General features: G+C 69.7%; 17 protein-coding genes. 8 read left to right on the forward strand and 9 right to left on the reverse strand.

Going from position 1 to position 19,838, the window contains the following annotated elements:
• Together BGM09_RS07770 and BGM09_RS07775 are read left to right on the forward strand one after the other, a co-directional pair.
• The coding region (locus BGM09_RS07770) for a transglycosylase domain-containing protein (RefSeq protein WP_411158272.1) at nucleotides 1-2,493 on the forward strand (2,493 nt) is incomplete at its 5' end.
• A gap of 120 nt (nucleotides 2,494-2,613) precedes the next feature.
• Nucleotides 2,614-4,146 (forward strand): glycosyltransferase family 87 protein, encoded by a 1,533-nt coding sequence (locus tag BGM09_RS07775; protein WP_188280707.1) that lies wholly within the window; start codon nucleotides 2,614-2,616, stop codon nucleotides 4,144-4,146.
• A gap of 72 nt (nucleotides 4,147-4,218) precedes the next feature.
• Here the strand turns inward: BGM09_RS07775 and BGM09_RS07780 are convergent, their stop codons facing one another.
• From BGM09_RS07780 to BGM09_RS07790, 3 genes are all read right to left on the reverse strand, one after another.
• Nucleotides 4,219-5,259, reverse strand: coding sequence for an alanine racemase (locus BGM09_RS07780; protein ID WP_188280708.1), 1,041 nt, complete (start codon nucleotides 5,257-5,259; stop codon nucleotides 4,219-4,221).
• Between the two features lie 81 nt (nucleotides 5,260-5,340).
• Complete coding sequence (locus BGM09_RS07785) at nucleotides 5,341-6,462, reverse strand: lipid II:glycine glycyltransferase FemX (protein WP_188280709.1); 1,122 nt, start codon at nucleotides 6,460-6,462, stop codon at nucleotides 5,341-5,343.
• Nucleotides 6,463-6,626: 164 nt separating this feature from the next.
• Entirely contained in the window at nucleotides 6,627-6,935 is a 309-nt protein-coding gene (locus BGM09_RS07790) for a hypothetical protein (protein ID WP_188280710.1), read from the reverse strand.
• A gap of 279 nt (nucleotides 6,936-7,214) precedes the next feature.
• On the opposite strand from BGM09_RS07790, the gene rpsF reads away from it, so the two are divergent.
• The 4 genes from rpsF (at nucleotide 7,215) to rplI (ending at nucleotide 8,977) form a co-directional block, all read left to right on the forward strand.
• Complete coding sequence (rpsF, locus tag BGM09_RS07795) at nucleotides 7,215-7,505, forward strand: 30S ribosomal protein S6 (RefSeq protein ID WP_093711983.1); 291 nt, start codon at nucleotides 7,215-7,217, stop codon at nucleotides 7,503-7,505.
• A gap of 99 nt (nucleotides 7,506-7,604) precedes the next feature.
• Nucleotides 7,605-8,222 (forward strand): single-stranded DNA-binding protein, encoded by a 618-nt coding sequence (locus BGM09_RS07800; protein ID WP_188280711.1) that lies wholly within the window; start codon nucleotides 7,605-7,607, stop codon nucleotides 8,220-8,222.
• A 49-nt stretch (nucleotides 8,223-8,271) separates the two neighbouring features.
• A complete protein-coding gene (gene rpsR, locus BGM09_RS07805; RefSeq protein ID WP_031512678.1) occupies nucleotides 8,272-8,508 on the forward strand; it encodes a 30S ribosomal protein S18 in 237 nt (78 codons plus the stop codon).
• A 19-nt stretch (nucleotides 8,509-8,527) separates the two neighbouring features.
• Complete coding sequence (gene rplI, locus BGM09_RS07810; RefSeq protein ID WP_188280712.1) at nucleotides 8,528-8,977, forward strand: 50S ribosomal protein L9; 450 nt, start codon at nucleotides 8,528-8,530, stop codon at nucleotides 8,975-8,977.
• 156 nt (nucleotides 8,978-9,133) lie between these two features.
• On the opposite strand, the gene BGM09_RS07815 is transcribed toward rplI, so the two are convergent.
• Nucleotides 9,134-10,522 carry an MATE family efflux transporter gene (locus tag BGM09_RS07815; RefSeq protein ID WP_188280738.1) on the reverse strand — a complete coding sequence of 463 codons (1,389 nt, stop codon included), beginning with the start codon at nucleotides 10,520-10,522 and terminating at the stop codon, nucleotides 9,134-9,136.
• A 488-nt stretch (nucleotides 10,523-11,010) separates the two neighbouring features.
• Between BGM09_RS07815 and dnaB the strand changes: the two genes are divergently transcribed.
• Nucleotides 11,011-12,477 (forward strand): replicative DNA helicase, encoded by a 1,467-nt coding sequence (dnaB, locus tag BGM09_RS07820; RefSeq protein ID WP_188280713.1) that lies wholly within the window; start codon nucleotides 11,011-11,013, stop codon nucleotides 12,475-12,477.
• A 62-nt stretch (nucleotides 12,478-12,539) separates the two neighbouring features.
• Here the strand turns inward: dnaB and BGM09_RS39125 are convergent, their stop codons facing one another.
• Nucleotides 12,540-12,707 carry a DUF6188 family protein gene (locus tag BGM09_RS39125; protein ID WP_411158273.1) on the reverse strand — a complete coding sequence of 56 codons (168 nt, stop codon included), beginning with the start codon at nucleotides 12,705-12,707 and terminating at the stop codon, nucleotides 12,540-12,542.
• A 91-nt stretch (nucleotides 12,708-12,798) separates the two neighbouring features.
• Complete coding sequence (locus BGM09_RS07825) at nucleotides 12,799-13,926, reverse strand: FAD-dependent oxidoreductase (protein ID WP_188280714.1); 1,128 nt, start codon at nucleotides 13,924-13,926, stop codon at nucleotides 12,799-12,801.
• An 87-nt stretch (nucleotides 13,927-14,013) separates the two neighbouring features.
• Here BGM09_RS07825 and BGM09_RS07830 point away from each other — a divergent pair, with 87 nt between their 5' ends.
• Nucleotides 14,014-14,694: a TetR/AcrR family transcriptional regulator gene (locus BGM09_RS07830; RefSeq protein ID WP_188280715.1), complete on the forward strand. Its 681-nt coding sequence runs from the start codon at nucleotides 14,014-14,016 to the stop codon at nucleotides 14,692-14,694.
• Nucleotides 14,695-14,771: 77 nt separating this feature from the next.
• Here the strand turns inward: BGM09_RS07830 and BGM09_RS07835 are convergent, their stop codons facing one another.
• From BGM09_RS07835 to BGM09_RS07845, 3 genes are read right to left on the reverse strand one after another with little or no spacing between them, the layout of a single operon-like run.
• A complete protein-coding gene (locus BGM09_RS07835; RefSeq protein ID WP_188280716.1) occupies nucleotides 14,772-15,956 on the reverse strand; it encodes an MFS transporter in 1,185 nt (394 codons plus the stop codon).
• 55 nt (nucleotides 15,957-16,011) lie between these two features.
• Nucleotides 16,012-16,296 (reverse strand): hypothetical protein, encoded by a 285-nt coding sequence (locus tag BGM09_RS07840; RefSeq protein WP_188280717.1) that lies wholly within the window; start codon nucleotides 16,294-16,296, stop codon nucleotides 16,012-16,014.
• A gap of 52 nt (nucleotides 16,297-16,348) precedes the next feature.
• Nucleotides 16,349-19,567 (reverse strand): discoidin domain-containing protein, encoded by a 3,219-nt coding sequence (locus BGM09_RS07845; RefSeq protein WP_223186488.1) that lies wholly within the window; start codon nucleotides 19,565-19,567, stop codon nucleotides 16,349-16,351.
• Nucleotides 19,568-19,838: the final 271 nt, after the last annotated feature.

A 19,838-nucleotide genomic window follows, 5' to 3' on the forward strand; every position in this document is an offset into this window, starting at 1 on the left:
GCCGCCCAGGGGCGCGGCGGTGGCGGCAACGGCAACGGCGGCGGTCGCCGCAGAGGCACCGGCGGCCCCGGCGGCCCCGGTGAACCCGGCGGCCCCGCGGGCCGGGGAGGCCGCAGGCCCACCAAGAAGCGGTTCATCGACTACCCGCGCTTCGGCAAGGTCGGCTGGCGGCACTGGGTGCCCTCCTGGCGCCAGGTCACCGCGCTGTGCATCGGCTTCGTCGGCACCCTGGTCGGCATCGCGGGCATCGCGTACGCCATGGTCGACATCCCCGACGAGAACAAGGCGGCCGTCGCCCAGAACAACGTCTACTACTGGGCCGACGGCACCCGCATGGTCGCCACCGGCGGTGACTTCAACCGGCAGAACATCACGTACGACCAGATCCCCAAGGCCATGCGCTACGCGGTGATCTCGGCCGAGAACAAGACCTTCGAGACCGACTCCGGTGTCGACCCGATGGGCATCACCCGCGCGCTGTTCAACATGGCCAAGGGCGGCGAGACGCAGGGCGGCTCGACCATCACCCAGCAGTACGTGAAGAACTCGATGCTCGACCAGTCGCAGACGGTCAGCCGGAAGTTCAAAGAGCTGTTCATCTCCATAAAGGTCGGCGCGAAGGTCAGCAAGAACGACATCATCACCGGCTACCTGAACACCTCGTACTTTGGCCGCGGCGCCTACGGTCTCCAGGCCGCCTCGCAGACGTACTACGGCGTGGACGCGGTCAAGCTCAACCCCAGCCAGTGCGCGTTCCTGGCGGCGTTGCTCAAGGGTCCGACGTACTACGACCCGATAGGCGCCACCAACATCGACACGTCGGCCACCGCCGAGGCCAACACCAAGCGCTCGACGTACCGGTGGGCCTGGATCCTCGACCAGGAGGTCAAGTTCGGCCACATGACGACGACCCAGCGCGCCCTGTACACCAAGTACCCGATGCCCCAGGGGCTGAAGGTGCAGGCGGGCATGAGCGGTCAGATCAGCTACCTGGTCGACACGGTGAACAACTACGTCACCACGCACTCCTCGCCGAAGATCACCCAGAAGGACCTCGACCTCGGCGGTTACCAGATCTACACGACCTTCGACAAGGCCAAGGTCAACGCGCTGAAGAAGTCCGTCGAAGCGGTCAGGAAGAAGAACATCAAGCCCGGCGGCTCGCACAAGTACCTGGGGGACGACCCCGACTACAAGGGCACGGACGCGGACAGCAACGTGCAGTTCGGCGCCGCCTCCGTGGTGCCCGGCGACGGCAAGATCGTGGCCATCTACGGCGGCGAGGGCTACGAGCACAACGAGTTCAACAACAACGCCAACACCGCCGGTGTGCCGGTCGGTTCGACGTTCAAGCCGTTCGTGCTCTCCGCGGCCATGATGTACGGCACCAACCACAGCGACGGCGCACCCATCACGCCGGACAGCAAGTACAACGCCAACGACCTGTTGGAGATCAAGGACCACGACGGCAACCTGGTCAGGAACAAGGACGGCTCGGTCTTCAAGCAGAAGAACGAGGACTCGATCAAGCGCGGCTATGTGACGCTCACCAAGGCCATGCAGAACTCGATCAACACCCCGTTCGTACAGCTCGGTGAGGACGTCGGCCTGGAGAAGGTGCGGTCCACCGCGGAGAGCGTGGGCCTGCTCCACGAGAGCATGGCCGACCTGGTCGCCTCGTTCTCCATCGGTACGTCCGGGCCCAGCGCGATCCGGATGGCCGACGCGTACGCCACCTTCGCCAAATCCGGCGTGCAGGTGGACCCGTACTCGGTCACCAAGGTGATCCACAACGGTGACCAGGTCAACGGCTTCACCCGGCCCAAGCCCAAGCAGGCGCTGCCGGACAACATCGCCAACAACGTCACCAAGGTCCTGGAGAACGTGGTCCAGAACGGTACCGGCACCAAGGCCAAGGAGCTGGGCCGTACCGCGGCGGGCAAGACCGGTACCACCGACAGCCCCGGCGGCACCCGGTCCGCGTGGTTCGTCGGCTACACCCAACAGCTCTCCACGTCCGTGGTGATGTTCCGCCAGGACACCAAGGCCAAGAAGCTGCTGCCGATGTCCGGCACCGGCGGCAACTCCTCCATCCACGGTGGTGATCTCCCGGCCACCATCTGGACCGACTACATGAAGGCCGCCCTCGGCAACTCCGAGGACCCCGGCTTCCCGGACGCCAGCAAGATCGGTGACCCGCAGAACGAGCCCGGCGCCCCGTCGCCGACGCCGTCCATGACGACGCCGCCGCCGACCCCGACCGACACCCCGACCACCCCGACGCCGTCCATGACGACGCCGCCGACCACCCCGTCGACGACGCCGCCCACCACGCCGCCGACCACGCCGAGCAGCCCGTGCCTGCCGTGGGACCAGACCTGCAACACGCCGACGCCGAGCGACACCCCGACCACGTCGGGCAGCACCGGGGGACCGGGAGGCGGAGGCAACACCGGCGGGACATCCACCCGCAAACCCGGCGACGGAGGATGACGGACGCGACAGACGGACGGCGGCTGACGGGGGACGGCGGCCGTCGCTGACAGCGGACAGCGACGGTTGGTGTCCCCGGGGACTCTCGCTCACACAGACCGGTACGGCAGGATGTTCGCCATGACGAGCGTGCGCGACCGCGAAGAGGCCGACCGGCGAGAGCTCCCCGTGCGACCCTCCGACGAGGACCCGGTCGCCGCGGCTGGCAGTGAGTTCCTGGGCGGGCCCACCGGACGGTGGGCCCGCTCCGGCGGTTACCGCTGGTGGAACCCGGTCCGCGTGATGGTGCTCGTCGTCATCGGGATGTTCGCCCTCGGCATGGCGCAGAAAGCCTCCTGCTACTCCGGCGGCTGGTTCCAGGGCGGCTCCCCGCAGTACATCCACGCCTGCTATTCCGACATCCCGCACCTGTACTCGCAGCGCGGTTTCGCCACCGACCTGGTCCCGTACTTCGACCGGATCCCGGACTCGGTCTCCGGCAGCGGCTTCCACTACCTCGAGTACCCGGTGCTCACCGGCCTGTTCATGGAGGTCGCCTCCTGGCTGACCCCGCACGGCGGCGACCTCCAGCACCGCGCGCAGATCTACTGGATCGTGAACTCCGCGATGCTGATGATCTGCGCGGTCGTGCTCGTCACGTGCGTGGCGCGCACCCAGCGGCGGCGCCCCTGGGACGGCCTGCTCATCGCCCTGTCCCCCGCGCTCGCGCTCACCGCGACCATCAACTGGGACCTGTTCGCCGTCGCCCTGACCGCCGTCGGCATGCTGCTGTGGGCCCGCAGCCGCCCGCTGGCCGCGGGCATCCTGATCGGCCTGGCCACCGCGGCCAAGCTCTACCCCGTCCTGCTGCTGCTCGCGCTGTTCCTGCTGTGCCTGCGCGCCGGGCGGCTACGGGCCTTCGGCACGGCGCTCGGCGGCGCCGTACTGTCCTGGCTGGTGGTCAACGGCCCGGTGATCCTGCTCGCCAGGCACGGCTGGTCGGAGTTCTACAGCTTCAGCCGCACCCGCGGCGTCGACTACGGCTCGCTGTGGCTGATCATCATGCAGCGCAGCGGCAACCCGCTGACCGGCGTGAGCGCGTACGTGGCCGCCCTGATGCTGCTGCTGTGCGCCGGGATCGCCGCCCTCGCGCTGTACGCCCCGCGCCGCCCGCGCTTCGCGCAGCTCGCCTTCCTGCTGGTGGCCGCGCTGGTGATCAGCAACAAGGTCTACTCACCGCAGTACGTACTGTGGCTGCTGCCGCTCGCCGTGCTCGCCCGCCCGCGCTGGCGCGACCTGCTGATCTGGCAGGGCGCCGAGGTGCTGTACTTCATCGGCATCTGGATGCAGCTCGCGTATGTCACCGGCGGCACCAAGCACCACGGTCTGTCCGCCGACGGCTACCACCTCGCCATCGCCGTGCACCTGCTCGGCACGCTCTACCTGTGCGGCATGGTCATCCGCGACATCCTCCTGCCGCAGCACGACGTACTGCGGCAGGACGGCGACGACGACCCCTCGGGCGGGGTCCTGGACGGCGCGGAGGACGTGTTCGTGCTCGGCGCCGTCCACCACGAGCCGCGGCACGCGGCGCCGTTCGCCGGACCGCGGGTCGAGTGGGGCACCACGATGCCGACGTCCGCCGCGGACGCCGCCGCGGACGAGAAGGACTGACGGGAAGGACTGACGGGAAGGACTGACGAGAAGGACTGACGAGAAGGACTGACGAGAAGGACGAGAGACGTCCTACGACGGGTGGCGGTCCACGACCCGGTCGAACTGGGTCGTGGTGTGCCGCAGGTGCGCCACCAGCTCGTCGCCGACCGCGGGCGGCGCCACGTCACCCGGCAGGAACAGGATCGACACCTGCATGTGCGGCGGCTCCGCGAACCAGCGCTGCTTGCCCGCCCACACGAACGGCGACAGATTGCGGTTGACGGTCGCCAGGCCCGCCCGCGCCACGCCCTTGGCGCGCGGCATCAGACCGTGCAGCGCCTTCGGCGCCTCCAGGCCCACACCGTGCGAGGTGCCGCCCGCCACGACCACCAGATGGCCGTCGGCGGCCGACTTCTCCTGCCGGTAGCCGTACCGGTCGCCCTTGACGATCCGCGTGACGTCGAGCACCGCGCCGCGGTACTCCGTCGCGTCGTGGTCGCCGAGCCACATCAGGGTGCCGATCCGCGCCCGGAACCTGGTCTGCGGGAACTGCTGCCTGAGCTGCGCCAGTTCGGTCGCCTTGAGGTGGCTGACGAACATCGTGTGCAGCGGCAGCCGGGCCGCCCGCAGCCGCTCCATCCAGCCGAAGACCTCCTCGACCGCGTCCGTGCCGTCGGTGCGGTCCAGCGGCAGGTGGATCGCGAAACCCTCCAGGCGTACGTCGTCTATCGCCGTGTGCAGCTTGACCAGGTCGTCCTCGGCCACGCCGTGCCGCCGCATGCTGCTCATCACCTCGATGACCACCCGCGCGCCGACCAGACCGCGCACGCCCTCCACCGAGGACACCGAGCGGATCGCCCGGTCCGGCAGCGGCACCGGCTCCTCGCCCAGCCGGTACGGGGTCAGCACCAGCAGGTCGCCGCTGAAGTAGTCCTTGATCCGGGCGGCCTCGTACGTCGTGCCGACGGCGAGCATGTCGGCGCGCAGCCGGGTCGCCTCGTCGGCGAGGCGCTCATGGCCGAAGCCGTACCCGTTCCCCTTGCATACCGGCACGATGCCGGGGAACTGGTCCACCACGGACTGGTGGTGTGCACGCCAGCGTGCGGTGTCGACGTACAGGGTGAGGGCCATGGCCTGGTCGGGACCTTTCCTTGAGCGAGCCTTCAGCGGGCCGCGTGCGGGCCTTGTCGTGGCCCATGCGCGGGCCCGGGGTCAGCGACGCGACATGTAGATGTCGAGCGCCTTGTGGAGCAGCTTGTTGAGCGGGAAATCCCACTCGCCCAAGTATTCGGCAGCCTGCCCGCCTGTGCCCACCTTGAACTGAATCAGACCGAACAAATGGTCGTTCTCGTCCAGGGAATCGCTGATTCCGCGCAGATCGTAGACGCTGGCGCCCATCGCGTACGCGTCCCGCAGCATCCGCCACTGCATCGCGTTGGACGGCCGCACCTCGCGCTTGTGGTTCGCCGAGGCGCCGTAGGAGTACCAGACGTGCCGGCCGACGGTCAGCATCGTCGCCGCGGCGACCGCCTCGCCCTCGTGCACCGCCAGGTAGAGCCGCATGCGGTTGGGGTCCTCGGCGTTCAGCGAGTTCCACATCCGCTGGAAGTACGACAGCGGGCGCGGCCTGAAGTGGTCGCGCTCGGCGGTCACCTCGTAGAGCTTCTGCCAGGTCGGCAGGTCGTCGTAGCCGGCCTGGACCACCTCGACACCGGCCTTCTCGGCCTTCTTGATGTTGCGCCGCCAGAGCTGGTTGAAGCCCTTGAGGATGTCGTCCAGCGAACGGTTCTCCAGCGGGACCTGGTACACGTACCGCGGCTGTACGTCGCCGAAGCCCGCGCCGCCGTCCTCGCCCTGCTGCCAGCCCATCCGGCGCAGCTTGTCCGCGACCTCGAAGGCGCGCGGCTCGATGAAGTCGGCCTCCACGTCGCGCAGCCGCTTGACGTCCTGGTCGGCGATGCCGGTCTTGATGGTGCTCGCCTCCCACCGGCGGATGATCACCGGCGGGCCCATCTTCACGGTGAAGGCGCCCTGCTGCTTGAGGTGGGCGAGCATCGGCTTGAGCCACTCGTCCAGGTTGGGCGCGTACCAGTTGATGACCGGGCCCTCGGGCAGATACGCCAGGTACCGCTTGACCTTGGGGATCTGCCGGTAGAGCACCAGACCGGCGCCGACGATCTGGCCGGTCCTGTCGTCGATCCAGCCGAGATTCTCCGACCGCCACTCCGACTTCACATCAGCCCATGCCGGGACCTGGCAGTGGCTTGCCGAGGGCAGGCTCTGGATGTACGCCAGATGCTGCTCGCGGCTGATGGTCCTCAGGGTCAGGCTCATGCGGGGCGCTCCCCAAACTCACGACGAACTCACGACTGCGGGCTGGAATGCTCACTACTTGCTTGCGGTGGGTTTCCGGTGCTGTTTTCTGGCCCGAAGCCTACTGCGCGGGGGAAGCGCCCTCGCTACTGCTCGCCGGTGCTGTCGGCGACTGCTCGCCGCCGCTACCAGAGCCCGCCGAACAGTCCGCCGTGCGCGACACCGAGGTAGAAGCCGACCGCCGCCATGCCGAGGCCGATGACGAGAGCGAACCGCTCCGCCGTGGTCGCCGAGATGAACTGGCCGTAGCCGCCGGTGAGGATGCCGACCAGACCGGTCCAGGAACTGAGCAGATGCAGGCTGTTGAAGGCCGAGGAGATGATCGCGATCGCGCCGAGGAGGACGGTCACCGCGACCAGCGTGTTCTCCAGCGGGTGCGGCCGGCCGTCGGTGTTGAAGGTGAGGTGGTGGGTCCGTTCCGCGTGCTGTGCCATGGGGCACCTCCGTGACGGAGTAGATGTGTCCAGATTGGGGGCAAAAGGGGGCGGATTTCAACCCGGGGGACCTGTGCGGGTAGTCTGAACGGTCTGCACCGGTGTCTGTGCGTGGGCCGGGCCTCGCCCGACTCGGCGGAATGGTCATCAGACCGATCCGTCGCTCGACTGTCCGTCACTCGACTGTCAGTGCCCCGCGCTACCGTTGCGACGCAGATACAAACCCTCCTGCCACGGAAACGCCGTGGCCGCCTGAGTCCAAAGGAGGTGGGTTCCCCTATGCGTCACTACGAGCTCATGCTCATTCTCGACCCCGATCTTGAGGAGCGCGCTGTCTCCCCGCTGATCGAGTCCTTCCTCGCCGTCGTCCGCAATGGCGGCGGCAGCGTGGAGAAGGTCGACACCTGGGGCCGTCGTCGCCTCTCCTACGAGATCAACAAGAAGCCCGAGGGCATCTACTCGGTCGTCGACCTCAAGGCCACGCCTGAGGTCGTCAAGGAGCTCGACCGTCAGCTCAACCTGAACGAGTCGGTTCTGCGGACCAAGGTCCTCCGCCCCGAACTGCACTGAGCTCTCCGCTCAGCGCACCGGGGCAGTAACCGAGTAGTAGCCAGCAGTAGTCAGTAGCAGCAGCCAGAAGCAGTCAGTACACCGCCGAGAGGTCATCCCATGGCAGGCGAGACCGTCATCACGGTTGTCGGCAATCTTGTCGACGACCCCGAGCTGCGCTTCACCCCGTCGGGTGCGGCGGTCGCGAAGTTCCGAGTCGCGTCCACTCCTCGCACCTTCGACCGGCAGACCAACGAGTGGAAGGACGGCGAGAGCCTGTTCCTCACCTGCTCGGTCTGGCGGCAGGCGGCCGAGAACGTTGCCGAGTCGCTCCAGCGAGGCATGCGCGTCATCGTGCAGGGCCGGCTGAAGCAGCGGTCGTACGAGGACCGTGAGGGCGTCAAGCGGACGGTCTACGAACTGGACGTCGAAGAAGTCGGCGCCAGCCTGAAGAGCGCGACGGCCAAGGTCACCAAGACCAGCGGTGGCGGTCGTGGCGGTCAGCAGGGCGGCGGGTTCGGCGGAGGCGGCGGCCAGGGCGGCGGCGGCAACTGGGGCGGGAGCTCCGGTGGCGGCCAGCCCCAGGGCGGCGGCGGTGCTCCCGCCGACGACCCGTGGGCGACCAGCGCGCCGGCCGGCGGCGGCCAGGGCGGCGGCGGTGGCGGTGGTGGTAACTGGGGCGGCGGCTCCGGTGCCGCTTCTTCCGGCGGCGGCTACTCGGACGAGCCGCCCTTCTAGGGCGGGCATCCTCACTTCTTGATCGCAAGATCGCATTAGGAGAATCACCATGGCGAAGCCGCCCCCGCGCAAGCCGAAGAAGAAGGTCTGCGCGTTCTGCAAGGACAAGACCGTGTACGTGGACTACAAGGACACGAACATGCTGCGGAAGTTCATTTCCGACCGCGGCAAGATCCGTGCCCGCCGCGTCACCGGCAACTGCACGCAGCACCAGCGTGACGTCGCCACGGCCGTGAAGAACAGCCGTGAGATGGCGCTGCTGCCCTACACGTCGACCGCTCGATAAGGAAAGGGTGACCTGAAGCATGTCGAAGATCATCCTTACCAACGAGGTCAGCGGCCTGGGTGCCGCGGGCGACATCGTCGACGTCAAGCCGGGCTACGCCCGCAACTACCTGATCCCGCGTGGCTTCGCCATCGCGTGGACCAAGGGTGGCGAGAAGGACGTCGAGCAGATCCGCCGCGCCCGCCGTATCCGCGAGATCCACTCGCTGGACGACGCGAACGCGGTCAAGGCGCAGCTCCAGGGCGTCAAGGTCAAGCTCAGCACCCGCGCCGGTGACACCGGCCGGCTGTTCGGCTCGATCACCCCGGCCGACATCGCCGCGGCGATCAAGACCGCCGGTGGTCCGGCCGTCGACAAGCGTCGTCTCGAGGTCGGTTCGCCGATCAAGACGCTGGGCGCGCACAAGGTCACGGTGCGGCTGCACCCCGAGGTCGAGGCCGTTCTCGACCTGGAGGTCGTGGCCGCGTAATCGCGACCGCTGTGTTCCACGTGGAACAGCGAGGGCCGGGCACCCCGATTTCGGGGGTGCCCGGCCCTTCGTCCTTCCTGGTCCGGTGAGCGCTGTGCGGTCTGGCTGCTCGCTTTGGCTGCTCGCTTTGGCTCTCCGGGCGGGCGCCCCGCGCTCTCAGCGGGCGGCGCCCGTGACGATCCAGCGGCCGGAGCGGGCCCGTAGCCACAGGGCGGCGAGCCGGGTCAGCATCATCAGGGTCATCGCCCACCAGAGCGCGGTCAGCCCCCAGCCGAGGGCGGGCACGGCCAGCGCGGCGGGCGCGAAGACGGCCAGCGTCGCCAGCATCGACCATGCGAGATACGGCCCGTCGCCCGCGCCCATCAGCACGCCGTCCAGGACGAAGACGATGCCGCAGACCGGCTGCGCCAGCGCGACCACCAGCAGCGCGGACGTCAACGCGTCCCGTACGGCCGGGTCCGAGGTGAACAGCGGCCCGACCAGCGGCCGGGCCAGCGCCACCAGCAGCCCCAGGACGACCCCGCAGACCACTCCCCACGCGATCATGCGGCGGCAGGCGGCGCGGGCGCCCTCGGGGTCGTCCGCGCCCAGGTAGCGGCCGATGATCGCCTGTCCCGCGATGGCGATGGCGTCCAGGGCGAAGGCGAGCAGGGACCAGACGGTGAGGGTGATCTGGTGGGCGGCGATCTCGGCGTCACCGAGCCCCGCGGCGACGGCGGTGGCGATGAGCAGGACGGCCCGCAGGCTGAGCGTGCGGACGAGGAGGGGGACGCCGGCCCTGGCGCAGGCGCGGATTCCGGCGGGGTCGGGCCGCAACAGCGCCCACAGGGCGGAGCGTTCACCCGTACCGGGGGGCCCGTCGTCCTGGGCGTGCCGCTTGGCGCCGCGGATCACCACCCACACATAGACGGCCGCCATGCCGTTCTGGGCGATGACCGTGCCCCACGCGGAGCCCGCGATGCCGAGTCCCGCGCCGTACACCAGACCCGCGTTGAGCCCCGCGTTGGCGGCGAATCCGCCGACCGCCACGTACAGCGGGGTGCGGGTGTCCTGGAGGCCGCGCAGGACGCCGGTCGCCGCCAGCACCATCAGCATCGCGGGGATGCCGAGCGAGCTGATCCGCAGATACGCGGTCGCGTACGGGGCGGCGGTCGGCGACGCGCCGAACAGGCCGACCACGGCCGGGGCGGCCGGGAGCACGACGGCGATCACCAGCGCGCCCAGCAGCAGCGCGAGCCAGATGCCGTCCACGCCCTGGCGGATCGCGGCGGGCAGGTCGCCCGCGCCGACCCGGCGGGCGACGGCGGCGGTGGTCGCGTACGCCAGGAAGACGAAGATGTTGACGGCGGTGGTGAGGAGCGCCGCGGCGACGCCGAGGCCCGCGAGCTGGGCGGTGCCGAGATGGCCGACAACCGCGCTGTCGGCCATGACGAAGAGGGGTTCGGCGACCAGCGCGCCGAAGGCGGGGATCGCGAGGGCGAGGATCTCCCGGTCGTGGCGGCCCCGGGCGGGCTTGCGGGGGGACGAGGCCGGATCCTTCTCCACCGCGGGCTTGGCGACCGGATTCACATGCACAGGGTAATCGTCCACAAGTAAGAGGTAAAGACCTGCCTCGGCTATTACGGGTGACTGCGTAGAGTGATCTCCTCCGCGTTGTTTGTGGCGATCTTGGGCCGACCGTGAATTTTTTTCTCCTGCACAGGCTATGGACGGAGAAAGGCCAGGTCAGAGCCGTTCCCCTGAGTAGATTGTCAGCTTGTCCACAGCGTCGTCCCAAGGGCTGTACACAGGTTGGGGCCACTTCTCCACAGGTATGCCGCCGCCGTCCACACCCCCTGTGGATAACCGGGTTGGTCAGGGCCGCCGAGAGCCCTACCGTGGACCGTCCCCCGACGCGCCGCGAGCGGCCCCGGGTGACTCAAATGTCGGCGCCGTGCCGTAAGAAAGAGCCGTGCCCCACGAACGCGTGGCACGTAACGGGGTGCGGTCGAACGCGGTCGAACGGTCCGCAGGGACGGGAGGAGGTGGCGCGGATGAGCCAGCCCGAACCCGCGGACGAGCACTGGGGGGAAGCACCCCCCGAAGCCGGTCCGAGCGACCGGCCCCCCGTCACCCGCTTCCGCAAGAAGAACGGCTCCGACGACGGCGACAGCAACCGCTGGTCCGAGGGCGGCGGCTTCGAGCGCGTCCCGCCGCAGGACCTCGACGCCGAACAGTCCGTCCTCGGCGGCATGCTGCTCTCCAAGGACGCCATCGCCGACGTCGTCGAAGTCCTCAAGGGCGCCGACTTCTACCGCCCTGCCCACGAGACGATCTACGCGGCGATCCTCGACCTCTACGCCCGCGGCGAGCCCGCCGACCCCATCACCACCGCCGCCGAACTCACCAAGCGCGGCGAGATCGCCCGCGTCGGCGGCGCCCCCTACCTCCACACCCTCGTCAACGCCGTCCCCACCGCGGCCAACGCCGAGTACTACGCCGAGATCGTCCACGAGCGCGCCGTCCTGCGCCGCCTGGTCGAAGCCGGCACCCGCATCACCCAGATGGGATACGCCGCCGACGGCGACGTCGACGAGATCGTCAACAACGCCCAGGCCGAGATCTACGCCGTCACAGAACAGCGCACCTCCGAGGACTACCTCCCCCTCGGCGACATCATGGAGGGCGCCCTCGACGAGATCGAGGCCATCGGCTCCCGCAGCGGCCAGATGTCCGGCGTCCCCACCGGCTTCACCGACCTCGACTCCCTCACCAACGGCCTCCACCCCGGCCAGATGATCGTCATCGCCGCCCGCCCGGCGATGGGCAAGTCCACGCTCGCGCTGGACTTCGCGCGGACGTGTTCCATTGCCCACAAGATGCCCAGCGTCATCTTCTCGCTCGAAATGGGGCGCAACGAGATCGCGATGCGGCTGCTGTCCGCCGAGGCGCGGGTGGCGCTGCACCACATGCGGTCGGGGACCATGACGGACGACGACTGGACGAAGGTGGCCCGGCGGATGTCGGACGTCACCGAGGCGCCGCTCTACATCGACGACTCGCCGAACCTGTCGATGATGGAGATCCGCGCCAAGTGCCGTCGCCTCAAGCAGCGCAACGACCTGCGCCTGGTCGTCATCGACTACCTCCAGCTCATGCAGTCGGGCGGCTCGCGCCGCCCCGAGAGCCGTCAGCAGGAGGTCTCGGACATGTCCCGTAACCTCAAGCTCCTGGCCAAGGAGCTCGAAGTCCCGGTCATCGCGCTCTCCCAGCTCAACCGTGGCCCCGAACAGCGCACCGACAAGAAGCCCATGGTCTCCGACCTGCGCGAATCCGGCTCCATCGAGCAGGACGCCGACATGGTGATCCTCCTCCACCGCGAGGACGCCTACGAAAAGGAGTCCCCCCGCGCGGGCGAGGCCGACCTGATCGTCGCCAAGCACCGTAACGGCCCCACCGCCACCATCACGGTCGCCTTCCAGGGCCACTACTCCCGCTTCGTGGACATGGCCCAGACCTGACCGGGTGTTGTGTAGGTTCTCAGGTCCCGTGCCCGCGCGATGACATGAGCCGCTGGTGCAACCTACACATTCACCGCGGAGGCGGACCAGACGCCGAGGGCGCCTCCCGGCAGGGACACGAACCGCCATCCTCCAGGTTCTGTGATCTGCCACGCCTCGAACGCCGCATCGGTTGGACACAGTCTGAGAAACCGTGAAGAGCCGCAGTTCACGGCATCGTTGATGGACACGAGCAGTGAGAACCTACGCCGCCGCCGACGTCCTGGACCGTGCGCACGCGCTGGCCCTCGCCTGGCTGGTGGGCCGAGCCCTTCCGACCGGTCAGGCCGGTTGGAAGAACGCGAGCATTCTCCGGCTGGCGTCGGGCGACGTCAGAATGGTGTGGATGCGGGCGGACTCGCGGGCGGCGGAGCCGGTACGGGCGAACATCTCGCGTTCGTACTCCGCGACGGCGCGGGGAATGTCCTGCGGGTGCGCGGCGAGGGCGAGGCCGAGGAGGGTGCCGTCGAGAAGGGCCATGTTGGCGCCCTCGCCGACCGGTGGCATCAGGTGGGCGGCGTCGCCGATGAGGGTGACGTCCGGTGTCGACGGCCAGGTCAGGCCGACCGGGAGGGTGGTGATCGCCCGTGGTACGACCGTGTCGTCGCAGGCCGCGATCAGCGCGGTGAACCGTGGGTGCCAGCCGGGGAGCAGGCCGATCAGGCGCGTCCGGGCGGCGGCGGGATCGTCGAAGGGGATCCGGCTGGTGGCGAACCAGTCCTCGCCGGTGTTGTAGAAGCTGAGGCCGATACGGACGCGGCCGTCGCCGTTGCGCTGCGCGGCCAGCGACAGGCCGTCGCCGAGCACCCAGTAGTTGCCGCGCCCGACCATGGCCGCGAGGTCGGGGTGCGTGCGGTCGATGTCGGGAATGCCGAGCTCGACGATGTTCTGGCCGATGTGCGCCGGGCGGGCGTCGGTGAGCAGGGGGCGGACCCGGGACTGCGCGCCGTCCGCGCCGACCAGCAGGTCGTACGTCGTACTGGCGCCGTCGGCGAAGTGCAGCAGGCCGTCGGCGGCGGAGGTGAACGCGTGCCCCCAGCGCACCGTGCCGTCGGGGAGGGAGTCCAGCAGCAGGTCGCGCAGGTCGGCGCGGTCGACCTCGGGGCGGTCGAGCGGGGCGTCCTCGGGGGTGTCCTCCTGGAGCAGCAGGGTGCCGTCCGGTTCGAGGAGGCGCATGTCCTGGCCTTCGCCGCGGGCTATCGCGTGGAACCGGTCGATGAGTCCGGCCTCGCGCAGCGCCCGCTGTCCGGAGTGGATGTCGAGCATGCCGCCCTGACCGCGGGCGTCGCGTGACGCCTCGCGTTCGTAGACGACGGCGTCGATGCCGTGGATGTGCAGTACGCGGGCGAGGGCCAGGCCGCCGAGGCCGGCCCCGACGACGGCGACGGCCGCGGTGGTGATGGTGGGCATGGGTGTCCCTTTCGGTTCCTTCGGTCCGCCGATACACCGTACTGGTCAATACACTGTATCGCTACGATGCGATGTACCGTATCCCGCATGTTGGTGTGGGAGCGGCCGGAGCCGCCGAATCGACCCGTACCGGCTCCCCTGGACCGGGAGCGGATCGTACGAGCGGCGATCGAGCTGGCCGACGCGGACGGCCTGGACGCGGTGTCGCTGCGCAAGGTCGCCACCGCGCTGGGCGTCGGACCGATGCGGCTGTACGGCTACATCGAGAGCAAGGACGAACTGCTCGACCTGATGGTCGACGCGATCCACGCCGAGATCCGGCCGGTCGGGGACACCTGGCGGGAGGTCCTGCGCTCTCTCGCCGAGACCACCCGGCAGGCCGCCCACGACCACGAATGGCTCGCCGACCTGCTCGGCGGCCGGCCGCAGCTCGGCCCGCACGCGCTGGCCAGGGGGGAAGCCGTGGTCGCCGCACTGGACGGCGTCCACGTGGACGCCGTCATGCCCGTGGTCACCGCGGTCGACGCCTACGTGACCGGCGCCGTCCGCCGTGAGATCGCCGCCCGCCGCGCCGAGCGGACCACCGGCCTGGACGAGAAGCGCTGGCAGGTCTCACTGGGCCCCTACCTGGAGCGCACCTTCGCCACCGGCCGCTTCCCCGCCCTGTCCACCGTGATCCACGACGCCGCCCACCTCGACGCCGACCACACCTTCCGCCTCGGCCTCGACTACCTCCTCGACGGCATCGCGACCCACATCTCGCGATGACGCGCGCCGGTCGGTTCCGGCCTACCCGACATCCGGGCGCGCGCGGAGCCCGGACGCGTTGATGAGTCCCGTACGCGTCAACCGCGGGGGATCAGGAAGGCCGTGGCGGCTGAGGCGGCGATGGTGGCGGCGGCGAGGGTCATGGTGAGGGTGATTCCGATGTGCTGGCCGAGGGCCGAGCCGGTGAGCATTCCGGTGAGGGTGGCGGCGGCCTGGACGACGGTGTAGGCGGAGGTGGCGCGGCCGAGGAGCTGGTCGGGGGTGTGGCGGGCGAGGTAGGTGTCGATGGTGACGAGGAAGCAGACCGCCGGGGGGCCGATGAGGGTGAACAGAGCGAGGTCCCACGAGGTGTGGTGAACGTTGAAGGTGACGGCGAACACCGCGCCCAAGGCGGCGAGGCTGGCGATGGTCGTGGTCCGGGGGGAGAGACGGGCGGTGACGACGCGGCTGACGGGTGCTCCGAGCAGATAGCCGACGCCCAGCGCGGAGAAGAGCAGGCCGAGAGTGCCGGCGGTGGCGCGCAGGACGGTGCCGATGTAGGGCACGAGGAGAGCGGTCAGGGCCGCGTTGCCGAGGAAGAAGACGCCCGCGACAGCGAAGAGGGGCGGCAGACCGGGAGTTGACCGGACGTGGGCGGCGCCGGCGCGCAGTTCGGCGGTGAAGCGGCGCGGGGGCGGGGATTCGGCGGCGGCCGGGCGGTGTGCGATCGCGGTGATGAGGACCGCGGAGACGAGGTAGGTGGCGGTGTCGACGGCCACGACCGCCGTGAAGCCGAACGCGACGTAAAGGGCGCCGCCGAGGGGCCCGCCGACGAGCTGGACGGTGCCGGAAACGAGGGCGGCGAAGGAGTTCGCGGCGCCCAGTCGCGGACCGCGTCCGACCAGCACCGGGACGAGGGCCTTGCGGGCGGGGGTGAAGAACTGGCTGAAGCCCGCCTCGACGATCAGCGCGACGTAGATGAGCCAGACCTGTCCCGGACGGTGGACGAGGAGCATCGTGGCGACCGCTCCGGCCCGCAGCAGATCGGTGACCACCATCGTGCGGCGCCGGTCCCAGCGGTCGGCGAAGACCCCGGCGAACGGGCCGATGAGGAGAGCGGGCACGGTCTCGGCCGCGAGGGCCGCGCCGGTGGCCAGCGTCGATCCGGTCAGGCGGAGTACGTAGAACGGTGCGGCGACCAGCAGCAGCCAGTCGCCGAGGCTGGACAGCAGTTGCCCCGCCGCCACCAGTCGGTAGTCGCGAATCCGCAGGACTCCGAGCACCGCCGCCCCCGTATCGTTAGCACTCTCGTGGTGAGAGTGCTAACGAGGAGGACTATCAGCCCTGCTCTTCGGCCCGCAAGGGGGCCCCGTCGGTGGCGGGTTTCTCCGAGGGCGGGGTCAGTTCGAAGTGGACGGTCTTGCCGGTTTTGCGGTGGGCGAGGCGGTGGGCGAGGGGGACCAGGAGGCCGTGGAGGGTGCGGTATTTGGCGGCGAGGACCTGGGCGGCGGGGTAGTTGCGCAGGCGCCGCGTCTTGAGCGCGGTCTCGAAGCTGCGGACGTAGGCGTGGTCGCCCTCGACCGCGATGCTCACCGGGGCGGGCACCGGGCGCAAGCGGCTCACCGCCCCGGCCCCGGCGCCCCGCGAGCGGGCACCGGGGTCGGGGCGGAACCGGCTAGGTGGCCGTCCAGACGAACGTCACCGGTGCGGACGCCGAAGCCGAGGACGAGGACGTACGGGCGGTGACCGTCACCGTGTACGTACCCCGCTCAGTGGCCGCGCCCGTGAACCGCCCCGCCGAGCTGAGCGAGATCCCCGGCGGGAGACCGGTCGCCGAGAAGGCCGTGCCGCTCGGGGCCTTCTGGTCCAGCGCCCAGTCCACCGCCGTGTGCAGCGGGCTGCTCATGCCGTGCGGATTGGGCACGGCGTACGAGGCGTCGCCGCCCCCCACCCGCGCCGCGGCGGCGTTCACCTGTGTCGGCACGGTGAGCGTGCCGCTCAGCGGGAGATTCCGCGACGAGTCCCCCACCAGGATCTGGTAGGTGCCCGCCGCCGTCGTCCACCCGTTGGCGCCGGTGTTCCAGTACGCCAGGTCGTGCGTGGACACCGTGAAGGTCAGCGTCTGCGACTGGCCCGGATTGAGCGTGACCCGCTGATAGCCGCGGAGCTGGTGGACCGGCTCACCGGTGGCGGCCGGATCGCCCACGTAGAGCTGCGCGACCTCGGTACCCGCCCGCGCCCCGGTGTTGGTCACCGTCGCGCGCACGGTGGCGTTCCCGCCGGACAGCGCGCCGACCTGGAGCCCGGAGAAGGCGAAGGTGGTGTACGACAGGCCGAAGCCGAACGGATACAGCGGCTCGATGTTCTGCGCGTCGTACCACTTGTAGCCGACCTTCAGCCCCTCGCTGTACTGCACCGTGCCGTTGGTCCCCGGCCACTGCGCCGGGGTGTGCGCGGGCACGTCCGCGAGCGACTTCGGGAAGGTGACGGGCAGCTTGCCCGACGGGTTGACGTCTCCGAAGATCAGCGCCGCCATCGCCGTGCCGATCTGCTGGCCCGGATAGAAGCCCTCGAAGACGCCCGCGACCTGGTTCAGCCACGGCATGTTGATCGCCGAACTGTTGTTGAGCACCACGACGGTGTGCGGATTGGCCGCCGCCACCTGGGCGATCATGTCGTTCTGGTTGGTCTGGGCGTTGCCGACCGGCGGCAGGTCGAGCGTGGTGGTGTCGTGCTCCTCGTTGCCGTAGTTGTCGCTGGCGAAGACGATCGCGACATCGGAGGAGCGGGCCAGCGTGACCGCCGACGCGAGATTCGACGCGTCGTTGTACTGCACGGTGGTGCCGGTGCCCGCGACCCGGTTCTGGATGCCGGTGATCGGCCAGACCGTGCCCGAACTGGTCACCGTCGCACTGCCGCCGCCGATGGACTGCACGCCCGCGCCGCCGTCCCAGCCGATCACCGCGATCGAGTGGGTGGTGGCGGTGGACAACGGCAGGATGCCGTTGTTCTTGAGCAGGACGGTGCCCTCCTGCGCGCCCTGGAGCGCGGTCGCCACATGCGCCGGGGTGGTGACGACGGCGTCCCGCGAACCGCTGGGCGCCTTGTCGAAGAGACCGAAGGCGAAGAACTGCGTCAGCAGCCTGCTCACCATCGTGTCCAGCGTGGCCTGGCTGACCGTCCCGTTGGCGACCGCCTGCGCGAGGAAGTCCGCGTAGAAGTAGCCGTTCGGCATCTCCACCGTCAGACCGGCGTTGGCGGACTCGACCGTCGAGTGCGCGCCGCCCCAGTCGCTGGTGATGAAGCCGCCGAAACCCGCCTGCTGGTAGAGCCCGACGTTCATCAGCGCCGGATTCTGGCAGGCCGGTATCGAGTTGACGACGCTGTACGCGCACATCGCCGCCGCCGGCGAGCCCTGCTGCACCGCCGCCTGGAAGGCAGGCAGATACAGCTCCTGCATGGTCCGGTTGTCGACGACGACCGTCCCCGCCGGATTCTCGATGTTGTAGACGGCCACGTGCTTCATCTCGGCCATCACACCCTGGCTCTGGATGCCCCGGATGTCGGCCGCCGCCAGCCGCCCGTTGAGGTACGGGTCCTCGCTGAACGTCTCGAAGGCCCGGCCCCAGCGCGGGTCGCGCACGATGTTCAGCGTCGGGCCGAGCGCCACCTGCACACCCTTGCCCGCGAACTCCGCGCCGATCGCCGCGCCGTACTGCTGCTCCAGCGCGTCGTCCCAGGTCGCCGCGGACGCGTTCGCCGACGGCATCTGCGTGACGCCGCCGAGGCCGTCACCGACACCGTGCGGCCCGTCCTGGAGGCCGATGTTCGGGATGCACAGGGACGGCACGCCGGTGATGTTGCCGATGTACGGCGTCGCGTTGTTGTTGCCGTGCAGGATCGAGACCTTCTGCGCGTTGGTCATCTGCGCCATGACCTGCTGGACGCGGGTGGCCACCGGAGCCGTGGAACCGACCCAGGGGCAGGTGCCGTTGCCACCGCTCGGCGGCGGGGAGGTCGTACTGCCGCCGGGCGTCAGGATCGTGAACTCCCACAGCGAGTATCCGTACTGCGTCGCCCGCTGCGTGCCGTACATCCGCACATAGCGGCCGGTCGCGTTGAACGACAGATTCTCGGTGCCGCCGGCCCCGGTCGTCGTGGAGTACGCGTTGTTCCACGTGGAACCATCGGTCGAGACCTGGATCTGATACGCCTTCGCGTACGCCGTCTCCCACGTCAACTGCGCGCCGCACAGCGTCTGCGACGAGCCGAGGTCGACCTGGACCCACTGTGGGTCGGAGGCGGCGCTGGACCAGCGGGTGCCCGCGTTGCCGTCGAAGGCGGCGGAGGCGGGGGTCCCGGCGTTCTCGGTCGAGGACGCGGTGGCGGGTTTGCCGAGCGCGGCGGTCGTGGTGCCGCAGGTCGCCGGGGGCGTACCGCCGCCGGAACCGCCGTAGACCTGGAACTCCCAGAGCGAGTAACCCCATTGGGTGGCGCGCTGGGTGCCGTACATCCGCACGTAGCGGCCGGTGCCGGTGACGCTGAGCGTCTGGATACCGCCGGTGCCGGTGGTGGTGGAGTAGACGTCGGTCCAGGCGGTCGCGTTGTCCGAGACCTGGATCTTGAAGGCTTTGCCGTACGCCGTCTCCCAGTTGAGGACGACCTGCGTGATCGGCTGCGACGAGCCGAGGTCGACCTGGAGCCACTGCGGATCGGAGGCGGCGCTGGACCAGCGGGTACCGGTGTCACCGTCCACGGCGGCGCTCGCGGCGAACGCGTCCTGGACGGATGACGCGGTCGCCGGCTTGCCCTGCGAGAGCAGGGTCGGCGTCGCCGCGTGCGAGGAGGTGGGCGCCAGGGACAGATACGCCGAGGCGATCAGCACCAGTGCCATCAGCAGGACGCCCTGCGGTGACCGTGCGAGAGGGAACCGGAAACGTTTACGGTGCGCGGAGAGCCCTCGTGGGGTGACCCTCATGTGTGCTCCTATGTGTCTATGTGTCTATGTGTCGGATGACGGCTCGCGGGGCTCCGCGAGCACGGGCGCGAGAGGGTGAGGAACCGACAACGAGGGCGCGTACCGCCGTCCTTGCGGAGATCCGCGCGCGGCGAGCACGCGGCGAGCGTGCGGCACGCGTGCGGCGATGTGCGCCGCGCGCCGCGTA

It is taken from the genome of Streptomyces sp. CBMA29 (genome assembly GCF_014596445.1).
In the GTDB taxonomy this organism is placed as follows: domain Bacteria; phylum Actinomycetota; class Actinomycetes; order Streptomycetales; family Streptomycetaceae; genus Actinacidiphila.

Excerpts from the sequence above, each read along its gene's own strand:
- BGM09_RS07780 (WP_188280708.1), bottom strand. The coding sequence starts at position 5,259 with ATGGCCCTCACCCTGTACGTCGACACCGCACGCTGGCGTGCACACCAC.
- BGM09_RS07845 (WP_223186488.1), bottom strand. The coding sequence starts at position 19,567 with ATGGCACTGGTGCTGATCGCCTCGGCGTATCTGTCCCTGGCGCCCACC.
- rpsF (WP_093711983.1), top strand. The coding sequence starts at position 7,215 with ATGCGTCACTACGAGCTCATGCTCATTCTCGACCCCGATCTTGAGGAG.
- BGM09_RS07790 (WP_188280710.1), bottom strand. The coding sequence starts at position 6,935 with ATGGCACAGCACGCGGAACGGACCCACCACCTCACCTTCAACACCGAC.
- BGM09_RS07830 (WP_188280715.1), top strand. The coding sequence starts at position 14,014 with ATGTTGGTGTGGGAGCGGCCGGAGCCGCCGAATCGACCCGTACCGGCT.
- BGM09_RS07775 (WP_188280707.1), top strand. The coding sequence starts at position 2,614 with ATGACGAGCGTGCGCGACCGCGAAGAGGCCGACCGGCGAGAGCTCCCC.
- rplI (WP_188280712.1), top strand. The coding sequence starts at position 8,528 with ATGTCGAAGATCATCCTTACCAACGAGGTCAGCGGCCTGGGTGCCGCG.
- BGM09_RS07800 (WP_188280711.1), top strand. The coding sequence starts at position 7,605 with ATGGCAGGCGAGACCGTCATCACGGTTGTCGGCAATCTTGTCGACGAC.
- BGM09_RS07785 (WP_188280709.1), bottom strand. The coding sequence starts at position 6,462 with ATGAGCCTGACCCTGAGGACCATCAGCCGCGAGCAGCATCTGGCGTAC.
- rpsR (WP_031512678.1), top strand. The coding sequence starts at position 8,272 with ATGGCGAAGCCGCCCCCGCGCAAGCCGAAGAAGAAGGTCTGCGCGTTC.
- dnaB (WP_188280713.1), top strand. The coding sequence starts at position 11,011 with ATGAGCCAGCCCGAACCCGCGGACGAGCACTGGGGGGAAGCACCCCCC.
- BGM09_RS07825 (WP_188280714.1), bottom strand. The coding sequence starts at position 13,926 with ATGCCCACCATCACCACCGCGGCCGTCGCCGTCGTCGGGGCCGGCCTC.